General features: G+C 42.5%; 18 protein-coding genes and 1 pseudogene. 8 read left to right on the top strand and 11 right to left on the bottom strand.

The window, feature by feature from the left end; translation table 11 throughout:
• Positions 1-6: 6 nt before the first annotated feature.
• The 6 genes from FTT94_RS02465 to FTT94_RS02440 form a co-directional block, all read right to left on the bottom strand.
• The gene (locus FTT94_RS02465; RefSeq protein ID WP_168378241.1) at positions 7-1,686 is read right to left on the bottom strand and encodes a long-chain-fatty-acid--CoA ligase; all 1,680 of its coding nucleotides are present in this window, start codon (positions 1,684-1,686) and stop codon (positions 7-9) included.
• A 149-nt stretch (positions 1,687-1,835) separates the two neighbouring features.
• Positions 1,836-4,055: a DNA topoisomerase IV subunit A gene (parC, locus tag FTT94_RS02460; RefSeq protein ID WP_180170177.1), complete on the bottom strand. Its 2,220-nt coding sequence runs from the start codon at positions 4,053-4,055 to the stop codon at positions 1,836-1,838.
• 163 nt (positions 4,056-4,218) lie between these two features.
• Complete coding sequence (locus FTT94_RS02455; RefSeq protein ID WP_180005205.1) at positions 4,219-5,538, bottom strand: MFS transporter; 1,320 nt, start codon at positions 5,536-5,538, stop codon at positions 4,219-4,221.
• A gap of 144 nt (positions 5,539-5,682) precedes the next feature.
• Positions 5,683-6,327, bottom strand: coding sequence for a trimeric intracellular cation channel family protein (locus FTT94_RS02450; RefSeq protein WP_078189475.1), 645 nt, complete (start codon positions 6,325-6,327; stop codon positions 5,683-5,685).
• A gap of 59 nt (positions 6,328-6,386) precedes the next feature.
• Positions 6,387-6,854: a YchJ family protein gene (locus FTT94_RS02445; protein ID WP_168378244.1), complete on the bottom strand. Its 468-nt coding sequence runs from the start codon at positions 6,852-6,854 to the stop codon at positions 6,387-6,389.
• Between the two features lie 389 nt (positions 6,855-7,243).
• The gene (locus FTT94_RS02440) at positions 7,244-8,815 is read right to left on the bottom strand and encodes a TerC family protein (RefSeq protein WP_180170176.1); all 1,572 of its coding nucleotides are present in this window, start codon (positions 8,813-8,815) and stop codon (positions 7,244-7,246) included.
• 320 nt (positions 8,816-9,135) lie between these two features.
• On the opposite strand from FTT94_RS02440, the gene FTT94_RS02435 reads away from it, so the two are divergent.
• On the top strand, positions 9,136-9,756 hold the full coding sequence (locus tag FTT94_RS02435; RefSeq protein ID WP_078189478.1) for a TIGR00730 family Rossman fold protein: 621 nt from the start codon (positions 9,136-9,138) through the stop codon (positions 9,754-9,756).
• A gap of 84 nt (positions 9,757-9,840) precedes the next feature.
• On the opposite strand, the gene FTT94_RS02430 is transcribed toward FTT94_RS02435, so the two are convergent.
• Both FTT94_RS02430 and FTT94_RS02425 read right to left on the bottom strand, forming a co-directional pair.
• Positions 9,841-10,806 carry a hypothetical protein gene (locus tag FTT94_RS02430; protein WP_111884840.1) on the bottom strand — a complete coding sequence of 322 codons (966 nt, stop codon included), beginning with the start codon at positions 10,804-10,806 and terminating at the stop codon, positions 9,841-9,843.
• Positions 10,807-10,962: 156 nt separating this feature from the next.
• Complete coding sequence (locus FTT94_RS02425) at positions 10,963-11,100, bottom strand: hypothetical protein (RefSeq protein WP_162689750.1); 138 nt, start codon at positions 11,098-11,100, stop codon at positions 10,963-10,965.
• A 200-nt stretch (positions 11,101-11,300) separates the two neighbouring features.
• Here FTT94_RS02425 and mdtD point away from each other — a divergent pair, with 200 nt between their 5' ends.
• The 6 genes from mdtD (at position 11,301) to FTT94_RS02395 (ending at position 17,685) form a co-directional block, all read left to right on the top strand.
• On the top strand, positions 11,301-12,692 hold the full coding sequence (gene mdtD, locus FTT94_RS02420) for a multidrug transporter subunit MdtD (protein ID WP_180170175.1): 1,392 nt from the start codon (positions 11,301-11,303) through the stop codon (positions 12,690-12,692).
• 77 nt (positions 12,693-12,769) lie between these two features.
• Positions 12,770-13,555, top strand: coding sequence for a GH25 family lysozyme (locus tag FTT94_RS02415; protein WP_180170174.1), 786 nt, complete (start codon positions 12,770-12,772; stop codon positions 13,553-13,555).
• Positions 13,556-13,614: 59 nt separating this feature from the next.
• Positions 13,615-14,628 carry an MBL fold metallo-hydrolase gene (locus tag FTT94_RS02410; protein ID WP_180170173.1) on the top strand — a complete coding sequence of 338 codons (1,014 nt, stop codon included), beginning with the start codon at positions 13,615-13,617 and terminating at the stop codon, positions 14,626-14,628.
• A gap of 63 nt (positions 14,629-14,691) precedes the next feature.
• A complete protein-coding gene (gene dinB, locus FTT94_RS02405) occupies positions 14,692-15,747 on the top strand; it encodes a DNA polymerase IV (RefSeq protein WP_180170172.1) in 1,056 nt (351 codons plus the stop codon).
• A gap of 235 nt (positions 15,748-15,982) precedes the next feature.
• On the top strand, positions 15,983-17,299 hold the full coding sequence (gene shiA / locus FTT94_RS02400) for a shikimate transporter (RefSeq protein ID WP_180170210.1): 1,317 nt from the start codon (positions 15,983-15,985) through the stop codon (positions 17,297-17,299).
• A 29-nt stretch (positions 17,300-17,328) separates the two neighbouring features.
• Positions 17,329-17,685 carry a RidA family protein gene (locus FTT94_RS02395; RefSeq protein WP_180005213.1) on the top strand — a complete coding sequence of 119 codons (357 nt, stop codon included), beginning with the start codon at positions 17,329-17,331 and terminating at the stop codon, positions 17,683-17,685.
• A gap of 81 nt (positions 17,686-17,766) precedes the next feature.
• On the opposite strand, the gene FTT94_RS02390 is transcribed toward FTT94_RS02395, so the two are convergent.
• From FTT94_RS02390 to FTT94_RS02380, 3 genes are all read right to left on the bottom strand, one after another.
• Positions 17,767-18,309, bottom strand: a complete 543-nt coding sequence (locus FTT94_RS02390) for a DUF2726 domain-containing protein (protein WP_078189487.1) — start codon at positions 18,307-18,309, stop codon at positions 17,767-17,769.
• Positions 18,310-18,743: 434 nt separating this feature from the next.
• A complete protein-coding gene (locus FTT94_RS02385) occupies positions 18,744-21,155 on the bottom strand; it encodes a YgiQ family radical SAM protein (RefSeq protein ID WP_180170171.1) in 2,412 nt (803 codons plus the stop codon).
• Positions 21,156-21,384: 229 nt separating this feature from the next.
• Entirely contained in the window at positions 21,385-22,215 is an 831-nt protein-coding gene (locus FTT94_RS02380; RefSeq protein ID WP_180170170.1) for a M48 family metallopeptidase, read from the bottom strand.
• Between the two features lie 276 nt (positions 22,216-22,491).
• Here FTT94_RS02380 and FTT94_RS16815 point away from each other — a divergent pair.
• Positions 22,492-22,558: pseudogene (locus tag FTT94_RS16815) on the top strand (helix-turn-helix domain-containing protein); the annotation flags it as partial.

Here is a 22,558-nt window from a genome sequence, read left to right as displayed (position 1 = left end):
ATCGTATTATGCGGTTTTACGCAAATCTTTACGTAGAATTTTACCAACGTTTGATTTTGGTAATTCATCCATAAATTCAACATAACGTGGGCGTTTATAGCCAGTTAAGTTTTCTTTTGCGAATGCCAAAACTTCTTCAGTCGTTAAAGATGGATCTTTTTTCACAACGAATAATTTAGGTACTTCACCTGATTTTTCATCAGGAACACCAATCGCAGCAACTTCTAGCACTTTTGGATGTTTTGCAACAACTTCTTCAATTTCAGAAGGATAAACGTTGAAGCCAGACACCAAAATCATGTCTTTTTTACGGTCTACAATCTTCACATAACCGCGTGGATCCATGACACCAATGTCACCTGTACGGAAGAAACCGTCCGCCGTCATTACTTTGGCAGTTTCATCTGGACGGTTCCAATAGCCTTTCATGACTTGAGGACCACGAATCGAAATTTCACCTTGCTCACCTTGAGCAACTTCATTGCCATCATCATCTAAAATAGCAACTTCAGTCAGTGGCAATGGAATACCAATCGTACCGCTGAATTCCATTGATGCTGGAGGGTTTGCGGTTGCAACAGGTGAAGTTTCTGATAAACCATAACCTTCGATAATATTGGTACCGGTAACTTTCTTCCACGCTTCTGCCGTCGAAGGAAGTACTGCCATACCACCACCCATCGCCATTTTTAGCTTGCTATGGTCAAGCTGCTTGAACTCTTCATTGTTCACCAAAGCATTAAACAAAGTGTTCACTGCTGGGAAGAATGAAGGTTGGTATTTACGTAATTCTTTCATTACCGCAGGTAGATCACGCGGGTTAGGAATCAATACGTTCGCCTGACCTTTGTACATACCGTAAAGTGCGCACACCATAAATGCAAAGATGTGATACAGCGGTAATGCACAGAAGATACGATCATCTGGCTGACCATCTTTCTGACCAAATTTACTTTGGAAAATACCATCACACTGCAACATGTTTGACACAAGGTTACGATGGGTCAATTCTGCGCCTTTAGATACGCCAGTTGTACCACCGGTATACTGAAGTACCGCAGTATCACTTAAAGTTAAGTTTGGACGTTTGTAATTGTTTGCACTCACTTTAGACATTGCTGCATTAAAGCGAATATGACCTGGAATGTTCCAAGCTGGAATTTGTTTACGTACTGAACGTAATACAAAGTTAACCAATGTACCTTTCAGCGTACCAAGCATGTCACCCACAGATGCCACGATCACGTGTTTTACTGGGGTTTTACCAATAATCGCTTGGTAAACAGATGCAAAGTTTTCAATAATAACAAGAGCTTCTGTTCCAGAGTCATTCAATTGATGCTCAAGTTCACGAGAGGTATACAGTGGATTCACGTTGACCAATACCAAGCCAGCACGGAATACACCCAATGCGACAACAGGATATTGAAGAACGTTCGGCATCATGACTGCAACGCGTGAACCTTTAGCCAAACCTAAGCTTTGCAAATAAGTTGCAAATTTACGGCTAGCTTCATCAAGTTCTTTAAAAGTTAAGACTTTATCCATAAAGATAAAGGCATCTCTTGAGCCAAACTTCTGGAAATTACGCTCAAAAATATCGACCAATGAGGTATTTTCTGCGGGTAATTCTACAGTTTCTGGAATCCCTGTCTTTTGGTATTCAGCGAACCAAATCTTTTCCATAACGCCCAATTCTCCTGTCGTAATCCTTAATAATCCAACTGTTTTTTTTCAATATTAAGCGGTCATTATTTAACTTGTTTGTGCTTAATATTGCATCCATTTCACGAATAACAGCATATATAACGTATTTCGTTCCATGGATGCTAGTATTATCTTTGAATGAACAGTTTATTTGCTTTTTGATATCCACGTGGTAACAACACGCCTTTCGATGCACGTTTACCCACATATTTTTGCAGATCGTCGCCTTTAAGCTTTAATTGTTGATTTCCTGCAAGCACTTGAATTATTTCATCTAAATTCAAAGTTGTCATGGATACAATTTGATCTTTTGCCTCAAGTTGTATCAATTTATTACCTTTACCCTTATTCAATACTGGTAATTCATCAAGTTCAACCAACAGCAAACGCCCCGCAGAACTGAGGAGTGCAAGATGTGTTGCATTCTCAATCGCCGTTAAATTCATAACTGCCGCCCCTTCGGACAAGCTAAGGAAGGCTTTACCTGCTTTTGCATTGGTATCGAGGTTTTTGGCTTGGGTTTTAAAGCCATAGCCTTTACTACTCATCGCCAAGACTTCTGTTTCATCTTCGGCAATAAACACTTGTTTAAAGCCGACCCCACTTGCAGGTGCAAGTTTAGAACTCAGAGGCTCACCTAAACCACGCGCGGATGGCAAGGTATTGATGCCCAAAGCATAGCTTCGACCGGCATCATCTAAGACATAAACGCGTTGATTTGATTTACCTTGCGCATGGCTGAGATATTGGTCACCTGCACGGAAATTTAAGTTCTCAGCATCGACTTCATGACCTTTCGCCGAGCGAATCCAACCCGCTTCAGACAACACCACAGTCACAGGATCTGCAGGAAGCATATCTTGTTCATTAATCGCATGGGCTTCTGCACGTTTCACAATTGGAGAACGGCGGTCATCACCAAATTTCTTCGCATCTTCTTTCAGTTCATTAATGATCAATGCTTTTAATGATTCAGGATTCGCCAATTGTTCACGAATAATGGCAGCTTTGGCTTCCAATTCTTCTTGTTCACGGCGCATTTCCATTTCTTCAAGTTTTGCCAAATGACGTAACTTGAGTTCTAAAATCGCTTCGGCTTGAATTTCATCGATATTAAAATGCGTCATCAACACCGGTTTAGGCTGATCTTCTTCACGAATAATACGAATCACTTCATCAATATTCAGATAGGCAATGATTAAGCCTGCAAGTATATGTAACCGTTTTTCAATTTTATTCAGATGATAAGTCAAACGACGTGTTACGGTATTTTTACGGATTTCAATCCATTCCAACAAAATACGGCGGATCGATTTCACTTGCGGACGACCATCGGCGCCAATCATGTTCATATTGACACGATAGCTCGACTCTAGATCGGTGGTTGCAAATAGATGACTCATCACCGATTCAGCATCAATACGGTTTGAACGTAGGACAATCACTAAACGTGTTGGGTTTTTATGATCTGACTCATCACGTAAGTCCGTGACCAATGGCAACTTCTTCGCCTGCATTTGATCTGCAATCTGCGTGATCACTTTCGAACCTGAAACCTGATACGGCAGCTCCGTAATCACGATTTCATTTTTCTCAATACTGTACACCGCACGAGTTCGATAACTACCGCGACCCGTGGTTTGAATTTTGAGTAATTCTTCTGGAGAAGTAATAATTTCCGCACGTGTAGGCAAATCAGGTGCAGGAATATATTCTGCGACTTTTTCATCGGTTAAGTTTGGATTGCGAATTAAGGCGATGGTGCCCTTCACCACTTCACGTAAGTTGTGCGGTGGAATATCGGTTGCCATACCCACTGCAATACCCGTTGTGCCGTTGAGTAAAATATTTGGAATACGTGCCGGTAAATTCACTGGCTCTTTCATCGAACCATCAAAGTTATCCTGCCAATCACAAGTCCCTTGTCCTAACTCAGACAATAATAAATCACTATAAGCAGACAGTTTTGCTTCGGTATATCGCATCGCTGCGAAGGATTTCGGATCATCTGGTGAGCCCCAGTTTCCCTGACCTTCAATAAATGGATAGCGATAACTAAACGGCTGCGCCATGAGGACCATGGCTTCATAACAAGCTAAGTCACCGTGAGGATGGTATTTACCCAGTACATCACCAACCGTACGTGCAGATTTTTTTGGCTTACCCGTTGGCTTTAACCCGAGTTCACTCATCGCATAGACGATACGACGCTGAACGGGTTTTAGACCATCACTGATATGTGGCAATGCACGATCCATAATCACGTACATGGCGTAGTTGAGATATGCTTGTTCGGTAAATTCTGCTACGGAACGGTTTTCTGTCGCATGATGCGCAAGGCTTGTCATAACAACCTGTAATCCTAAATTGTTCGTTCTTTATTGGGTTCTTATGCTATGTCGCAGGTGTCCCCTATACAAGGGGATGATCTAACACTCTGCGACAAATTGTGTCTTATGGCGTAAAAATATCCATTTTATTCACCATGATCAACTAAAAATTCAACAGTCTCTATAGACCAATGGATTCTAAAGTTTTGCCTTTGGTTTCCTCACCTAAAACCAAAATCACCACTGCAACTGCAATTAAGACTGCAGTAAACATCATAAAGACATAGCTAAAACCATGATCCATATCCATCATATGTGTCACAGCAAAAGGCGCGGCAATGCCCCCGATCCGACCAATGGCACCCGCCCAGCCCGAACCAAAGGCACGAATATTGGCCGGATATTGTTCTGGTGTATAGGTATAAAGTACGCCCCAAGCACCGAGATTAAAGAAAGACATTAAACAGCCCCAAATCACAATCTCTGTCACACTGCCAGACTGACCGAAGAAATATGCCGAAATGGCACACATCCCAATGAAGCCAGCCAAAGTAGCTTTACGACCCAATTTTTCGACCAACCATGCCGCTGCAATATAACCTGGCAATTGTGCCAAAATCATGACCAAGACATATTCAAAGGATTGAACAATGGTGTAGCCCTCTTTGACCAATAAACTTGGTAACCACGTAAAAATGCCATAGTAAGAAAAGACGATACCGAACCAAATGAGCCAGAGCATTAAAGTACGACGTGCAAAAATGCCTGACCACAACTGTGAAAAACTGATGTTGTGCTTTTCTGCAACCGGTTTGACCTCAAAAATTTCAACAACTTGCACACCACATTTGGCTTCAATCTTTTTCACCAATGCATGCGCTTCATCAAAACGTCCACGGTTGATTAAATAAGGCACCGATTCGGGCACCATTTTCCAAATCACGATTGCATATAATGCAGGAATACCGCCAATTAGAAACGCTGCATGCCAACCAAAATCAGGAATAATAAAGCGTGAGACCAATGCAGCAACCAACCAGCCTAGTCCCCAAAAACTTTCTAGTAAGACAATAAAACGGCCACGCACTTGCGCCGGAATATATTCACTGACCAAAGTCACCGCGACAGGGAGTTGCCCCCCTAAACCTAAGCCGACAATAAAACGAAATACCAACAACCAAGTTAGATTAGGTGCAAACGCACATGCAGCGGTGGCTAAGCTATAAATCACCAATGTCCATGCAAACACTGTTTTTCGGCCGAAGCGATCTGCCAGTCCTCCAGAAAACACCGCGCCAATCGCCATCCCAACAAAACCAATCGAGACCACCCAACTTTTATCATTTGGCGTCATGGCCCAATCTTCAGCCATTTTCGCTAAGATAAAGGAAATGAGCCCCGTATCCATGGCGTCAAACATCCAGCCAAGGCCAATAACCCAAAGTAAAGTGTAGTGAAACTTACCGATGGGTAAGCGTTGTATACGTGAGACTAAGTCCATAACAAGATCTCTGAACTGGTGGAAGGATGAACACTGCTTTCCCAACAGGATGTATGATTTTGCGTTTTTTAGTATAGATCCATGCAAAAGACCGACCATTGATCCGTCTTTTTAGCATTTTAATGTGATGTTATAGCAACGCGGCTACGACAAATCTTTTGAAGATACTGACTGATCATCATCATCTTTATAAATAAATTTAGGCATTTCTAAGCCAAAGTAAATGGCGATCAGACGTAAGGTGAAACCGAAAATGAGCGTCGCAATGACGGTTAATTCTAGCGATAAGCCAATCTCAATGCAGAGCCAATAACAAATCACGGACACAAAAGAAATACTGGCATAAAGTTCACGACGGAACACCAGCGGGACATCGTTACACAGGATGTCTCGTAAAATACCGCCAGAGACGCCCGTTAGTACCCCTGCTACCGCAGAAACGACAAAACCATGTCCCATTTCTAAAGCGATTTGACAGCCAATGATGGTAAAACCAATGAGACCCAAGGCATCGAGAACCAAGAAGATATTACGCAGATGACGCATCCACTTTGCAATCAGGATGGTGACAAATGCAGCAAAGCAGGTCAGCATGAGATATTCAGGATGCTTAACCCACGTCAGTGGATAGTGCCCAAGTAGCACATCACGAACCGAACCGCCCCCCAGTGCCGTGACACAGGCAATCAATGTTACCCCAAACCAGTCCATACTCCGCCGACCCGCAGACAATGCACCTGTCATTGCTTCTGCCGTGATTGCGATAATATAAATAACGGTAAGTAACATCGCCCTTCTTCCACTGAGGGTTGAGATGCGCGCTATTCTAAGCTAAATCTGCTCAAATGTTATAAAAATTGCGCACAACATTGTTTAAATTTTCGTCCAGAACCACAAATACACGGCTGCTTCATGGTGATTTGCATCTCTGTGGTCGGATCAAGGAAATACCAGCGTTGCTCGAACTTCACAAAGTGTGAAATTTCATGATGTACCTGCGCTTGCTGCCCATCGTGATAATGGGCTTTAAATTCAACTTGAGCATGGTTTTTATCGAGTTTTTCTTGGGCTTGGACAACCTCAAGCTTTAACCACTGATTGGCCTGACTCCACGCTGCAATGGCACTGACATCTAAGGCTTGCTGCTGTCCAAGCGCAGTTGTTTGTACAATATAATCAATCTCATGCTGTGCAAAAGCACTATAACGTGAACGCATCAACTGCTCTGCGCTCTGTGCATTTTCACGCCCCGCATGTAAGGGCTGACAACAGTTGGCATACTCACCTTTGCCACATGGACATTGGACTTGTGACATGTTTGTTTCCATAAAAAAATAGCCTGACAATGCAGGCTATTTTAACGGATCTTTCCACACAATTTTCATCAGTAGATCCGTATCGATTCAAATAAAAGAATGATACACGGTAAGGTCATCCGCAAGTGTTTGAGACAGGACTACTTCTAATCAAAAATGTTTTTGCAATGCTTTGAATAATTTGACGGTAGTGAACGAGTTTTGCGGATGACAATGGTTTTGGGTACTTTTGCCGAAACAAAAGTACCTCCAGCCGAAGGCTAATCCCTTTATTTAAACCCTAGATGTAAGACTCCGTCGAATAGACTTAAAAATCATTTTAAAAATGCGTAATTACTTTTACGTGCGTAACATCAGTGATCTATATAGATTACCCCCCGATACGCAACTTAATCTTCAGTTGGCATGGGAATGACATGCACTTTTTCAATCTTATGACCATCCATCGTAACCACTTCAAAAATGTGTTCATCCGCTTTGAATTTTTCACCATTGGCTGGTAAACGGCCCAAATGAAATAAGATATATCCGGACAATGTCGAATACTGTTCAGCATCATCCACCAAGTCACGACCCAGCAATAAAGACACATGACGAATGTCGGTTGAGCCATCGAGTAACAATGAACCATCATCGAGACTTTCTGCTGCTGTCTCTGGTTCATCTTCATCGGGAAACTCACCAGCAATCGCTTCTAAGACATCAATTGGTGTTGCAATCCCTTCAATTGAACCGTATTCGTTCAACACCAAGGCCATTTGCAACGGCGCTTGACGCAGTTGTTCCATCACCATCAAGACTTGTGCATTTTCATGCACCACTACAGGCTCACGGAGATGCTTTTCAAAATCAAGTACGCCTGTTTCAATATAGTCATTCATGACTTTATGAGTCAGTACCGCACCCGCGATATTGTCTAACTCGCCGTGTGCCACAATCAAACGTGAATGCGTGGTACTGAGTAATTGAGCACGAATCGCCTCAGGCGCTTCATCCAAGTCAATCCATTCTAGTTCAGGACGAGGTGTCATCACTGACTTCACTGGACGTTCAGATAAACCCAGTACCCCTTGTACCATGACACTGTGGTAAACCCCGTTGTCTTCATCAAAGACTTCATCGGCAAAGGCACGTGTTGCAAGCACATCTTCATTTTCATTTTGATTGTCTGCAACATTTCTCCCACCAAGCATACGCATCACCGCTGAGGCTGTGCGATAACGTAAGTCTGTGGTTGTCACCATTTTTTCCTGATTATGACGCATGGTTTGGTTCAAGAACTCAATCATGACAGAGAAACCAATGGCCGCGTATAAGTAACCTTTTGGAATATGGAAACCAAAGCCTTCGACTAAGAGCGAGAAACCGATCATCATCAAGAAACACAGACACAGAATCACCACCGTTGGGTGACGGTTCACGAAGTTCATCAGTGGTTTAGATGCCCACAGCATAATGCCGACAGCAATAATGACCGCAATCATCATGACAGAAAGGTGTTTCACCATCCCGACAGCGGTAATCACGCTATCGAGCGAGAACACGGCATCGAGCACCACAATCTGCACAATCACCATCCAAAACGTCGCATGCACAGGATTTTCTTCCTTGAGCATGGGCTTGTTTTCAAGACGTTCACGCAGTTCCATGGTGCCTTTAAACAGTAAGAACACCCCACCAAACAGTAAAATTAGATCTCGACCGGAAAATGGATGGTCGAAAATATGGAACAGTGGGTTGGTTAGAGTCACCACCCATGCGATCGAGGCCAGTAAGACCAATCGCATACACAATGCAAGCAATAAGCCGACAATCCGTGCAGTATTACGCTGTTCTGGCGGTAATTTTTCCGCAAGAATCGCAATAAAAACCAGGTTATCGATACCTAAAACAATCTCAAGCACCACCAGTGTTAATAAACCCACCCATGCAGAAGGATCGGACATCCATTCAAAGATCATGGTTGTATCTCCTGAATGTTATTCACACGTAGATCATGCTGATTTGAAGATGAAATGCATTGGACATGCGCAAACGCTTTTAATGGCGTTCTTTCTAATATTTTGATGTGTGCTGAGTGACAACAACCACTACCCATGACGGTTCTTTAGCTTGAAATGAAGTTTTAAGTATAGCAAGTTAAGGTAAAAATTCACCCTTTTTTACCAAAGTACAATCTCAGTATGGAAGAATTTAAACCCAGTGATGACATTAAATTGTCATATTTAGCTGCCAATGTAGTGTCATAAAAAATAACATGCTAAGGTAAAATTAAAACGTAATGAATAGCGGATTAAAAATGACAGAAAAACGTGGTAATCCTTCTCCTGCTACAACACAACCTTTAATCGCACTGTATTGCGGCTCCCGCTCTGGGAACAATCCAATTTATCAAGAAAAAGCCATCGCGTTGGCGCAAGGCTTGGCTGAACATGGTTTTGGTCTGGTCTATGGTGGCGCCAGTATTGGCCTGATGGGTCAAGTCGCTGACGCTGTGGTCGAACATGGCGGCGAAGCCGTTGGCGTGATTCCTGAGTTTATGTTGGATTATGAAATTGCACATAATCATTTGACTGAACTACACGTCGTGCGCAGTATGCATGAGCGTAAAGCCATGATGGCAGAACGTGCAAGTGCCTTTGTTGCCCTGCCCGGTGGTCTCGGTACATTCGAAGAAATTCTAGAAATCGCCACTTGGGGACAGTTGAATCAACACCAAAAACCGATGATGCTTTATAACGTCAATGGCTTCTATGATGCACTAATTGCACAATTAGACCATGCGGTCGCTGAAGGTTTCTTGCCGCCGCAGCATCGTGCCAAACTGATCGTATGTAATTCTTCGAAGCAGATCTTTAGTGCACTAAAAAATTTAGATTGCCCAAAAAATTTCGTGGTCTAACTGTATTTTAGATGTCAAAAAGGGGAATAAAGTATTCCCCTTTTTTTATTGCTCGATGTTACTTCAAATCAAGATCGTGTCGACTTAACCTGACACCACACGATAGAACCATGGCAAGGTTGTCGCTAAGAAAATACTCATCAGTAAACCAAGCATCAACTTCATCGCATCTTTGCTGACATTTCGTGAAGTTCGATATTTATTCACTTCATGTAAATGCATGGACATAGCAAATTCACGTCCTGCAAGTAAGCCCAAGAATACCCAAGTGGTACTCATTGGAATATTACTCCACTCTTTGAACACCAATAAAATCAAGGCATACATAAAGTCGATAATGGTTGCCGAGCGGATATCAGCCACACCCGTTTTGGTGTCGATAATGCCCTGAATCGCCCCGCCACGTTGGTACAAAATGATCCCAAGCAGTACGATAAACACCACAATTGCAAAAATCAGGAACTCCAGCGGTACCTGACGAGGGACATAGACAAAAATATTGGCCAAATCCTGAATCAGCCACTGACTCCATAAAAATGCAGTCGAAACCCACTGTAGTCCCACCCAAATATTCGAGGGTGTTTCATCACGTGTTTTACTGAAATAAACCGAAATGCCTTTAATCACAAAACGGTAAATAATAATCGCGACAACAAAAGCAACCGCGTAACCCATCATCGACTTGGTTAACATCGACCCGAGACTACTCGGAGAGAAAATCGTCAACACTAAGAATGTGGTACTGACTGGAATACCGTAGCGAGTCAAAATGATCAGTAAGATCGGTGGCACAATATAGAGCCACGTTACCCCTTCTGCGGGAAATGGAATCGTTTCTAAACGACCATAAGATGCATCCCCCACGCCAGAACTGTACCAACCATAAACCAATACAATGGCTAGAATACTGCTGACATAGATCCACAACAGCCACCAAGGGCGATGCGCATTGGATGAAATAAAGGTTCCCAATGTCTGTGGCACATCATTACCGACAATAGAATAGGCCGCGAGACAGAAGCCTATGACCATCAGAATTTCGATTGTCATGAAAACAAAACACCTTTGCCATAAAGAAAAAGCCCTCCAATAAATGAAGGACTTGAGCGCATTATGACAGTTTATCTGGCGTTCATACAATTTTGTGCCGTGCTTTTCTCGACATCAAAATAAAAACTTTAAATAAAACAAAAATTTAAAATTTAATTATTTCAATTTAATCTGATAAACCGCAGTGCTACCGTTCACTTCATTTCTAACCACCAACAAAGGTTGAGCATTAGGCGAATCTTTGGCGGCAATAAAAATCAGATCTTCAGGTCCCACATCGCCTTGTTTAATCACATCAGTGCCGAAACTTGTAGTTTCATGTTTTCATTCGTCTTTTATTTAAATATGACCAAGTTATAAACATTAGTTTGCATAGAGATTAAACTTTCATTGCATTTTTCTTGCAATTTTTTGGCTCAATTATGCAAAGCTTTTACTACATCCAAATGGCAATATTCATTTAAACTGTTTAAAAATCTCAGCTTTATTGACTTATGAATAGCACGCCAACGCATCAGGCTTTACAACCCGAATTTAGACTTCTAGTGCTTTTGGTCTCTATTGGCTTTTTTATGCAAGGCCTGGATACGACCATCGTCAATACAGCAATCCCAGCGATGGCAAGAAGTTTGGGCGAAGACCCGCTACAAATGCATAGTGTGGTCGTGGCCTATGTCTTGTCCGTTGCGGCGTGTATTCCTTTAAGTGGTTGGTTGGCCGATCGTTTTGGTGTACGAAATACGTATTTCACAGCCATTATTATTTTTACGTTAGCATCGCTAGGCTGCGGCATGGCCAATAGCCTGAATGAGCTGCTGGTTTATCGGGTAATTCAAGGTATAGGTGGCGCATTACTGCTGCCTGTTGGGCGTTTGGCGATGCTCAAAGTGATTCCTCGGACACAGTTTTTATCGGCTATGAGTCTGATGAGCCTTGCTGGTTTAATGGGCCCCTTAATTGGTCCTACCCTTGGCGGTTGGATGGTGGAAGTCGCAACATGGCATTGGATCTTTTTAATAAACATTCCAATGGGACTGTTAGGAGTACTTATTACCTTTAAAGCCATGCCCAATGTGACCGAACCGAGCGTACAACGCTTCGACTTTATGGGTTTTGTCTTATTGGTCGTCGCCATGGCGGGGTTATCGTTAGGCATTGAAAACTTTGCCAGCCCGCATCTGCCGCTATGGTGGAGCCTGCTTTTAGTCGCAGCAGGCATCATCGCCAGTTTGATCTATGCCTTTCATGCACATACCCACGCCAATGCGCTGTTTCGCAGTAAATTATTTCAAAATCGGATCTATGCCATTGGTATTATCGGCAACTTCTTTGCCCGCCTTGGCGGCAATGCCATGCCATTTTTGATTCCCTTAATGCTACAAGTGGCTTTTGGCTTTGAGCCATTTATCACAGGTTTATTGATGATACCGACGGTACTCGGTTCATTGGCATCCAAACCGATTATTCGTCAAATTATTCAACGCTTTGGCTATCGTAAAGTGTTATTGGTAAATACTTTCTTGGTCGGTGCCTGTATTTGCAGTTTTGCACTCTCTACGGCTGAAACCCCCACGTGGTTACGTGCCTTACACTTTTTTATTTTTGGTATTTTAAACTCGCTGCAATTCGTTTCGATGAATACCTTAACCCTCAAAGATTTACCCCAACAAGATGCCAGCAGTGGCAACAGTTTCTTGTCGATGATTATGATGGTATCCATGAGTATTGGTGTGGCTTTGGCAGGGACTTTAGTCAACGTGTTTACGGCCTATTATGGTCCTGCACAAATCGAAACAGCATTCCATAGCACCTTGATTTTACTCGGCTGCATTAACCTGATTACCGCAGCGATTTTTTGGCAGATTCCTAAACATGTGGATGTCTAAACCTGTGTCATCGGGCAAATCTATGACAGATCAGCCCTTAAAGGGTTATGATAAAATGGATACTTGGATACATTTTCATGCCTAAAAAAGCCAAATCACGTACCTCTAAAAGTTCACTCAAAAAATACAGCCCGATTATTGCACTCAGCACTATCAGCGGCGTCATGGTGGTGGCTGGATTAGGTTATTTAGCCGTGATGCCGCATCGCCCTGCATCTGCAGAAGAATATCCCGTCAAAGGTTTTGATGTTTCTCATCATCAAAAAGATATTCAATGGTCAAAAATTTCACCTAAAAAATACCAATTCGTTTATCTCAAAGCCACAGAAGGTGGCGATTTTAAAGATCGAAAATTTCAAGACAACTGGTTACAAGCACGGGAAAACGGCTTTTTAGTTGGGGCCTATCATTTTTACCGTCTGTGCCGTGATGGCAAGATTCAGGCGGAAAATTTTATTGCTTCCGTGCCGAAAAAAGCCGATGCCCTTCCTCCCGTGATTGATTTGGAATATGACACCAACTGCATTAACACCTACAGCAAAGAGCAGTTACTCAAAGAAATCAGCTATATGCATGATCGCTTGCACCGCCATTATGGCAAACAACCGATTTTTTATACTTCGAAGTCTTTTTATAATATTGTCTTAGCTGGCGAGTTTAAACAGACGCCGCTGTGGGTCCGCGAATATAAAGGCCCACCCGATCTAAAAAACAATCCGAAATGGCTGATTTGGCAACATACCAATCAAGGACAAATTCAAGGCATCTCGACCAGCGTCGATTTAAATGTATTTTCAGGTGATGCCAAGGCATGGACTGATTTTTTAGACAAAAATGGCGTTACGCCGATCAAACTCCGTTGATTTATTCACCGACTCAGGACAACATCGAACAAAATAATCCATGAAAACTGAGTCGCAGGATGCGTATTTTAAAAATTTTTCTTATTATATTTTCAGTCTTTATAATCCTCGCCATCGGGATATTGGCTTACTTGATCCAACCTTCAGGGACCTTGGCAATGTTTAAAACGTGGCATTATCAATATCCCGCACAAAGCACTACATATACACACTCAGCAGCGCCCTATCACGTCAAATTCTTTGGTGTTTCGACCTTACTTTTTGACGATGGCCAAGAGCAACTCCTCATCGATGGCTTCTTTACTCGTCCATCGCTCAGTCAGACCATATTCACTCAGATTCAAAGTGATCAGCCTTTATTACACAGCTATATCGACCAATACGACTTAAAACGCGCTCGTGCTATTTTCGTGACTCATTCACATTATGATCATGCACTCGATATTCCAATGTTGGCCCACCAGCTCCCCAAGGCCATGATTGTCGGCTCTAAAAGCACATTAAATATCGCACGGTCGATGCCAGTCGCTGAATCACAATTACACGAAGTTCAAGCTTGGCAGCCGATGCAAATCGGTAAATTCACCATTACTGCCATCCCCTCGCAACATACTCCGCCAACGGCCGTTAATGATGATTTGGGGGGAGAAATTTCGCAGCCACTGCAACTCCCTACACATTTTAGTCAGTTTAAAGAAGGTGGATCGTATGATTATCTCATCCAACATGGGCCGCATTACAGTTTAGTCAAAGCCAGTACAGGTGCTGTGCCCAAACAGTTGCAAAAACTAAAAGTCGATACTTTATTTTTAGGCATTGCCCAACTTTCCAAGCAAACGACAGCGTTTCAACAGCAATATTTCAAAGAAACCTTAGCGACTCTTCAACCCAGCACCGTGATTCCAATTCATTGGGATAATTTTTTCAAACCACTGAATCCAGAGCTCGAATTTTTGCCTCGCTTTGCCGATGACACCCATCAAAGCCTAAATCTATTGATACAGTCAGCAGCAGCTCAAAACACCAAGGTGGTTTTACTCAGTCAACCTGTGTCGTTCGAGTTAAAAAATTGAGGAAAGTGCTGGATTGACTGTGCGATACTGAAATTCAATTTTTAGGCACTGATCTAACTAGGTATGAGGAAAATCATACATATCGACATGGATGCATTCTTTGCATCAGTAGAGCTGCGGGAACGTCCAGAACTCAAGCAGCTTCCTGTTGTTGTGTCTTCACATCACCCTCGTGCAGTCATCTGTGCCGCATCCTATCCTGCACGTGAGTTTGGTTTACGCTCAGCAATGTCGATGGCACAGGCCCGTAAACTCTGCCCACAGGTCGTGGTGATCGAACCTAATTTTGAAAAATATCGTGCTGTTTCGGCGCAAATTCATGCCATTTTTCAACGCTATACGTCGCTGATTGAGCCGCTATCTTTAGACGAAGCTTATTTGGACGTCACAGAAAATTTACAACACATTCCGAGCGCCACCGAAGTCGCTATGCGAATTCAGGCAGAGATTTTACAAAGCACTGGTTTAACTGCCTCCGCAGGTGTCGCGCCCAACAAATTTTTGGCTAAAGTCGCTTCTGATTGGAACAAACCCAATGGCATTTGTATTATCAAACCATCACAAGTTCTGCATTTCATCCATGACTTGGCACTGAAAAAAATTCCTGGTGTGGGAAAAGTCACTCAAGAAAAATTAAAAGCCATGCAACTCAATACATTGGGTGATTTACAACAAATTGAAGAAGCCGTTCTGATTCATCATTTCGGTAAATATGGACGACAACTTTATCTGTATGCACAAGGGATTGATGAACGACCGGTCCAATCTAGCCGCGAGCGTCAGCAGATTTCCAAAGAAACCACTTTTGATGATGATCTCACCCTGAGCCAATGTCAGCCCTATTGGCCCAAACTGATTGACCAAGTTTGGTCTAGTTTAGAAAAAAAGCAGTTAAGTGCGCGCGGTGTATCGGCCAAATTAAAACTGAAGAATTTCCAAGTGCTACAGCACAGTAAAAGTTTTAAAACGTCACTGAATCATCGTGAAGACCTTGCGCAGGTATTGCAGCAATTACTGCATGAAATGCATATTTCTGAGGACGATCAATTTCGTCTGATTGGCGTAGGTGTCTATCAATTAAGTGCACAAAACCAAGAAGCACAACTTTCGCTGCTCTAAAAACTTCAAGAAGATCGTATTTGCTTAAGATTTAGGCAGAAGAACAAAATTAAAGCAATTTGCTATTCACAAAGCCTAAAATTAGAGTACTCTATCAGCGCACTACATTATCCGTGTATGCGCTGAGATGCTGAAAATCACCTTTACTTTCAGCATGCTGTCCTGTGATTGGCGTGACGATCAAATCCGAATATTACAGGGCAACTCTGTTGTCAATCATGGAATACCCCGCTGTATGCCTTCTGCAAAATCTGCTCTAAACCCTCAAAATATTTCACAAAATCAAGAACAACGCGCTCGTAAAGCCGCATTAAGTAGCTTCATTGGTGCCGTAGTCGATTGGTACGATTTTTTACTTTATGGCATTGTTGCCGCACTCATTTTCAAAGATCAGTTTTTCCCCAGTATTGGCAACAATATGGGAACCTTGGCAGCCTTGGCGACCTTTGGCGTTGGCTTCTTGTTCCGCCCCTTAGGCGGCATTGTGTTTGGACATTTTGGTGACAAGCTGGGTCGTAAGAAAATGTTGGTGCTCACCGTCATCCTGATGGGGATTTCGACGGTCGGCATTGGTTTACTGCCCAATTTTGCGGCCATCGGTTGGTGGGCCCCGATCCTACTCGTAACACTTCGGGCAATACAGGGTTTTGCTGTCGGTGGTGAATGGGGCGGCGCTGCCCTGATGGCTGTAGAAAATGCCCCGAAAGGCAAAAAAGCCTTTTACAGTAGTGGTGTACAAATTGGCTATGGCGTCGGACTCGTTCTGGCAACAGGCGCTGTGTCTTTGATTATTGCCACTTTGGGTGAAGATGCTTTTGCCGATTGGGCGTGGCGAATTCCCTTTATTGCCAGTATTGTCTTGCTGGCTATCGCAATGTGGATTCGACGTGATCAAGACGAATCACAAGAATTTGTCGACCATGTGGTCAAAGCTCAGCAAACGCCGCAAAAATTACCGATTCTGCAAGCGATTAGCCAACACCCCAAAGCCTTTTTCTACATTATTGCGCTGCGCTTAACCGAGTTACTCACCATGTATTTGGTGACGAACTTTGCACTGAATTATTCCACTGCTCAATTGGGCATGGACAAACAGTTCTTCCTGAATATCACCTTAATGATTGGTGCAATTAGCTGCTTCAGCATTCCCTTCTTTGCGTGGTTAGCAGATCGATTTGATCATCGTAAGATGTGTGTGCTGGGTGGCTTAATTGGTGCGCTTTCTGCCTTTCCATTCTTCATGGCCCTTGATGCTCAAAATACTTGGCTGATTATTGTCGGTGCAATTTTCCTTGCCAATATTGCCCATGATATGGTGGTGAGTGTACACCAGCCGATTTTTACCTCCTTGTTTGGTACCGCCTATCGCTACAGTGGCGCAGGTGTCGGCTATCAAGTGGCCAGTATTATCGGTGGTGGCTTTACCCCAATGATTGCAGCAGCTTTGGTGATTTGGGGTGATGGTTCATGGCATTATGTGGCAATTTACCTTGCTGTCGGCTGTTTATTGACGGCCTTAGTTGCAGCTACAATGCCTAAAACTCAAGATTAAGTGACCTTTTTGCTTTCAGGATATTCCGCATGACCATCCAACGCCTGCATGTTTCAAAACGCTTCTCCGAAATCGCTATTTCCGGTCAATTGATCCATTTAGCAGGTCAATTGGCAACAGACCTTGATTTAGACATCAAAGGACAAACACAGCAAACATTTGAGATCATTGATCAATTTCTTGCAGATGCCGGTACAGATAAAAGCCAGATTATGTCAGTGACCATTTATCTGAAAGATATTGAACAGGATTATGCCGCATTCAATGAGGTATGGGATGCGTGGGTGTCAGACATTGAAGCATTACCCAGAACTTGTGTTGAAGCCAAATTATACGACCCGCGTGTACTGGTAGAATTAACCGTCGTAGCCGTTAAGCCTGAATAATCATTAAGCCTAAATAACCATTAAAAAAAAGCATGTCTAAAGACACGCTTTTTTTTGCAAAAGGCTTTGCTCTTTGAATCCCTAAGATCCAATAATTTTGATCTTTTTACGTTCCAAATCTGAATATAAATGATATTTTTTCAAATCATTAACCGGTACAAATGGCGCTTGTACACGCTGCTCATTTAAGAAATCTTCGCGTAATTGAACGTACTCAGGCACATCATCATAACGAATGACACGATAGCCTGCCAAAGCGAGCAAAGCATCTTGATATTGCGACTGCTGCATCCGTTTGAGTACCATTGGATCATCTAAAGCGACGATCGCTAAGATTTGGTGCTGTTCATCGAGGACGACAAAGTCCGCCACCATATTTCGATACTTGTTCCGCGTCCGATAATATTTCGTGGTCAACAGTGCATCAAAAGACACATGCGCAAGGATTGTATGCTTAGGCAAAATTTCTTTTAAACGCGTGTAGGTTAATTGCTCATTAATGTTGAAAATAGCACGTTGTTTCAATGCGCTATCTTGTTGCTTAGAATCACCTTCTAAACTTTTCCAAGCCATTATGAGCACACAGAAGAGTAAAATACTCCCTATTACTATGTATATAGTCATCTCATAATCCTTTATATTTCTTATATTTTTGGTTTTTGACATACTTCTTATGAATACGAAGTATACAACCAGTATTATTTTTTTAATTTCCTATTAAAAAAAATAACTCTAACTTTCACACAATACGTATTTAAACTGACAAAAAGTTGCAAACTTAAAGCGTCAAACATCACATGCCACTTCGTTCAGAGTAATAGCATCCATTGCTATATATTGATACTTTAGATCATTCGCTAAAACGACAGCAAGTGCATTTCCTCTCACTGTCTGACAATTCCGATAAGCTGTCAAATTTTGCTCGTATTTCATTGAGATAACCGACGCACATATGGCATTGAGCTTGTAACAACATATAAAAATGCAAACTGTCTGATGCTGCCGAGCATATCAGCCATAAAAAAAGACACCGAAGTGTCTTTTTTTATTTCATCATTTTAAGCGCGTGATTTAGGCTTCGATTTTCCTTTGGGTTTCGAACCGCCAAAAGGTTTTTTCGCTTCACCCGTTTCACGCGGCGGCAGACCAGTATGCTGCGTCAAAATTTGACCACGCTCAGGACGCTTCTTGGTATTTGAAGGACGCGATTGAGCAGCCTTCGTCCGATTACCTTGTTCGCCTGTACGTTTTTGTGAATCACCCGCAATGCTTGAGTTCTTTTTACGTGCAGATTGGTATTGGCCCTCAGCACTACCCGCAGGCTGATACGTCGGAATCAAATGCTGTTTTGAGTTCCCGATCAGATCCTGACGCCCCATTTCTTTGAGCGCTTCACGTAGCAATGGCCAGTTGTTTGGATCATGATAACGCAAGAAGGCTTTATGCAAACGGCGGCGTTTTTCACCTTTCACGATATCGACATTTTCGGTATAACGCGCCACTTTAGCCAGCGGGTTTTTACCGGTGTAATACATGGTCGTTGCAGTCGCCATTGGTGATGGATAGAAGGTTTGCACCTGATCGGCACGGAAACCATTCTTCTTCAGCCAAATCGCTAAGTTCATCATGTCATAGTCCGTCGTACCCGGATGCGCTGCAATAAAGTAAGGAATGAGATACTGCTCTTTCCCTGCTTCCTTACTGAAACGATCAAACATTTGTTTGAAACGGTCATAGGTCCCGATCCCCGGTTTCATCATCTTCGATAATGGACCTTTTTCGGTATGTTCAGGCGCAATCTTCAAGTAACCGCCAACGTGATGTGTCACCAATTCTTTGACATATTCAGGGTTTAACACCGCAAGGTCATAGCGTAAACCGGAACCGATCAGAATCTTTTTAATCCCCGGCAATGAACGCGCTTTACGGTATAACTGGGTTAAAGGCGCATGATCGGTATGTAAGTTTTGACATACACCCGGGAATACACACGAAGGCTTACGACAGTTCTTTTCAATCTCAGGATCTTTACATGCCAAACGGTACATATTGGCCGTTGGACCACCTAAATCCGAGATAATTCCAGTAAAGCCCGGTGCGGTATCACGAATTTTTTCAACTTCACGCAAAATCGATTCTTCAGAACGGTTTTGAATGATACGCCCTTCATGCTCTGTAATTGAGCAGAAGGTACAGCCGCCAAAACAGCCGCGCATAATGTTCACAGAGAACTTAATCATGTCAAAGGCAGGAAAACGCGCTTCACCATAAGCTGGATGCGGCAGACGTGCATACGGCAAATCAAACACATAATCCATTTCTTCCGTAGTCAATGGAATCGGCGGCGCATTCAGCCAAACATCACGCTCACCATGCTTTTGCACCATCGCGCGCGCATTGCCCGGATTGGTTTCCAAGTGCAAAATACGGTTGGCATGTGCATACAGTACAGGATCATTCGCCACATCTTCATAGGCAGGTAAACGAATCACCGCCAATTCACGCGGCGGCAATTTATGCTTAATGGCTTTTGATGCAGGCTGCAGCTGCACGATTTGCGTGTCGGCGTCTAAGTTATCGCCTTCACGGACAATCGGATTTGCTACCGCTTCTTTTTGGAAGCCTTGATATTGCGTAACGCTGTCTTTGCCTTTTTCGATTTCACAGCCTTCAAGGTCTTCGGTCATTACATAAGGGTTAATGATCGGATCGACACGGCCAATTGCATCGACATCATTCGAAGCAATTTCAACAAACTTCGCTTTTGAAGCCCGGTTATTTTTATTCACAATAAATGCGGTACCGCGGACATCCGTAATCTCTTGGATTTTTTCACCGCGGGCCAAACGATGCATGATTTCCGTGATTGAACATTCACCATTACCATACATCAATAGGTCGGCTTTCGAGTCCATCAATACTGAACGGCGGACTTTATCTGACCAATAATCATAATGTGCAATACGGCGCAGCGAGGCTTCAATACCGCCCAATAATACAGGCACATCTGGATAAGCTTCACGCACACGCTGGCAATATACCGTAGCTGCGCGGTCTGGACGTTTATTCGGTTGATTATCTGGAGAATACGCATCATCCGAACGGATTTTACGGTCAGCCGTATAACGGTTGATCATCGAATCCATATTGCCGGCTGTTACGCCCCAAGCAATATTCGGTTTACCCAACACACGAAATGCTTCTACATTGGTCCAGTCCGGCTGAGCAATAATCCCGACACGGAAACCCTGCGCTTCAAGGGTACGGCCGATAATGCCTGAACAAAATGATGGATGATCGATATACGCATCGCCACAAACCAAAATAAAGTCGCAACTGTCCCAACCGAGTTGATCCATTTCTTCGCGTGACATCGGCAAAAATGGCGCAGGGTCAAAACAAGACGCCCAATATTTGTCGTAATCAAACAACGCTTTTGGCGCAGTCTGCATAGTATAAGCAGTAGACATGGCTAGCAATTCTCGGCTGGCAGATGGAATGATCTGAAAAAAGATCAAAGAAGATGAAAGCCGATCATTTTACCATGAATTCCATTCATCATGCTTGATTATAATTTATACAATAGCTACAGAATCATTGAATTGTTTTATATAGCCATCAGATGTAATAGTGCTGTAGCACGACTATAAAACAAGATTTAAATAAATCATTTGTAACTTTGCTTTAGTTTAAATCAATCTAGAATGTGCCATGAGTTATCGCATTTTTATTCAACATTACAGCCTGTGCCTGTTGAAATTGAATGTGCATTTCAGGTAAATATTTTTCAATATAAATCTTACGCTTATCTATACTGTCTTGAGTCATCAATGGTTTTACATCAAGCATTTGACGGCGTGTCGTTTCCTGCTGATATTTTTGCCAAAAACTCAATGCTGCATTTGGATCAAAGCCCGCTTTCGACATCAGATCAAGTGCAAGGACATCAGCTTCCAGTTCAAATTTTGAAACTTTAGGCAAAAAAACAGCTTGCCCAGTCACACTACTGGCCGCAGTAGCAAGCGTACCGATACCCGCAGTTGAAGAAATCATCGCCACCTGACTTGCAAACAGCAGGGAAATCTTCTCACGATGATGATCACGCAGAGCATGTGCCATTTCATGCGCCATCACAAATGCCAATTCATCTTCATTCAGCTTTAAACTCCAATACAAACCCGTGTTAATGACAATTTTCCCACTTGGAAAACCATGTACATTTAAATCTTTATTTAAATTCCCACTGACTTGCCAATCCCATTGACTCGAACCTTGACGGTAAAACTCCGCATTTTTTTTGAGTTTATTTAAAACCTGATCCAATTTCGGATCAATGATCAAAAGTTGTTTGTCTTTCGCTTGATGAATAAATTGTTGATACGATCTATCCGCCTGTTTAGTTAATAACTTTTGAGGAACGATAAAAAACTGTTTTCGCTCTGCGCCTGCTGTCCCTAAATTCGTGGTACTTGTACAAGCTGAGATTAAGATAAAAACCAAAGCCATCATTAAAATAGTTATATTTTTCATAATCGCCTTAATTTTAATACCAATATTGATCTATATATATAATTCTATCTAAAAACAAATGCAAAAATATTCAAAAAAACAAATAATTCATATTTATCATATATTTATTATTTTTCAAACTTTTAAAAATGATAACCAAAAATAATTTATTTATAATATTGTGATGTATTTCATTATTATGAGGCACCTTTTAAAAGGCATATTAGACCAAAATTGTAAGTTGACAAAAATAACTAATCATGCGAAAAAGTTTTTTTAGTTAACAGATGTTCACACATGCCTCGAATTGTTTCTGTACCACTTAGTTTAGAACAGCGAGAACGACTCATTTTTCTGGCCAAGC

The sequence above is a fragment of the Acinetobacter sp. YH12027 genome, from assembly GCF_013420085.1.
In the GTDB taxonomy this organism is placed as follows: domain Bacteria; phylum Pseudomonadota; class Gammaproteobacteria; order Pseudomonadales; family Moraxellaceae; genus Acinetobacter; species Acinetobacter amyesii.
This window is presented reverse-complemented; position numbering and strand designations above follow the sequence as displayed.

Bases quoted from the DNA above. Each gene is read 5' to 3' on its own strand.
- FTT94_RS02465 (WP_168378241.1), bottom strand. From the start codon at position 1,686: ATGGAAAAGATTTGGTTCGCTGAATACCAAAAGACAGGGATTCCAGAA.
- parC (WP_180170177.1), bottom strand. From the start codon at position 4,055: ATGACAAGCCTTGCGCATCATGCGACAGAAAACCGTTCCGTAGCAGAA.
- FTT94_RS02455 (WP_180005205.1), bottom strand. From the start codon at position 5,538: ATGGACTTAGTCTCACGTATACAACGCTTACCCATCGGTAAGTTTCAC.
- FTT94_RS02450 (WP_078189475.1), bottom strand. From the start codon at position 6,327: ATGTTACTTACCGTTATTTATATTATCGCAATCACGGCAGAAGCAATG.
- FTT94_RS02445 (WP_168378244.1), bottom strand. From the start codon at position 6,854: ATGTCACAAGTCCAATGTCCATGTGGCAAAGGTGAGTATGCCAACTGT.
- FTT94_RS02440 (WP_180170176.1), bottom strand. From the start codon at position 8,815: ATGATCTTTGAATGGATGTCCGATCCTTCTGCATGGGTGGGTTTATTA.
- FTT94_RS02435 (WP_078189478.1), top strand. From the start codon at position 9,136: ATGAATAGCGGATTAAAAATGACAGAAAAACGTGGTAATCCTTCTCCT.
- FTT94_RS02430 (WP_111884840.1), bottom strand. From the start codon at position 10,806: ATGACAATCGAAATTCTGATGGTCATAGGCTTCTGTCTCGCGGCCTAT.
- mdtD (WP_180170175.1), top strand. From the start codon at position 11,301: ATGAATAGCACGCCAACGCATCAGGCTTTACAACCCGAATTTAGACTT.
- FTT94_RS02415 (WP_180170174.1), top strand. From the start codon at position 12,770: ATGCCTAAAAAAGCCAAATCACGTACCTCTAAAAGTTCACTCAAAAAA.
- FTT94_RS02410 (WP_180170173.1), top strand. From the start codon at position 13,615: ATGCGTATTTTAAAAATTTTTCTTATTATATTTTCAGTCTTTATAATC.
- dinB (WP_180170172.1), top strand. From the start codon at position 14,692: ATGAGGAAAATCATACATATCGACATGGATGCATTCTTTGCATCAGTA.
- shiA (WP_180170210.1), top strand. From the start codon at position 15,983: ATGCCTTCTGCAAAATCTGCTCTAAACCCTCAAAATATTTCACAAAAT.
- FTT94_RS02395 (WP_180005213.1), top strand. From the start codon at position 17,329: ATGACCATCCAACGCCTGCATGTTTCAAAACGCTTCTCCGAAATCGCT.
- FTT94_RS02390 (WP_078189487.1), bottom strand. From the start codon at position 18,309: ATGACTATATACATAGTAATAGGGAGTATTTTACTCTTCTGTGTGCTC.
- FTT94_RS02385 (WP_180170171.1), bottom strand. From the start codon at position 21,155: ATGTCTACTGCTTATACTATGCAGACTGCGCCAAAAGCGTTGTTTGAT.
- FTT94_RS02380 (WP_180170170.1), bottom strand. From the start codon at position 22,215: ATGAAAAATATAACTATTTTAATGATGGCTTTGGTTTTTATCTTAATC.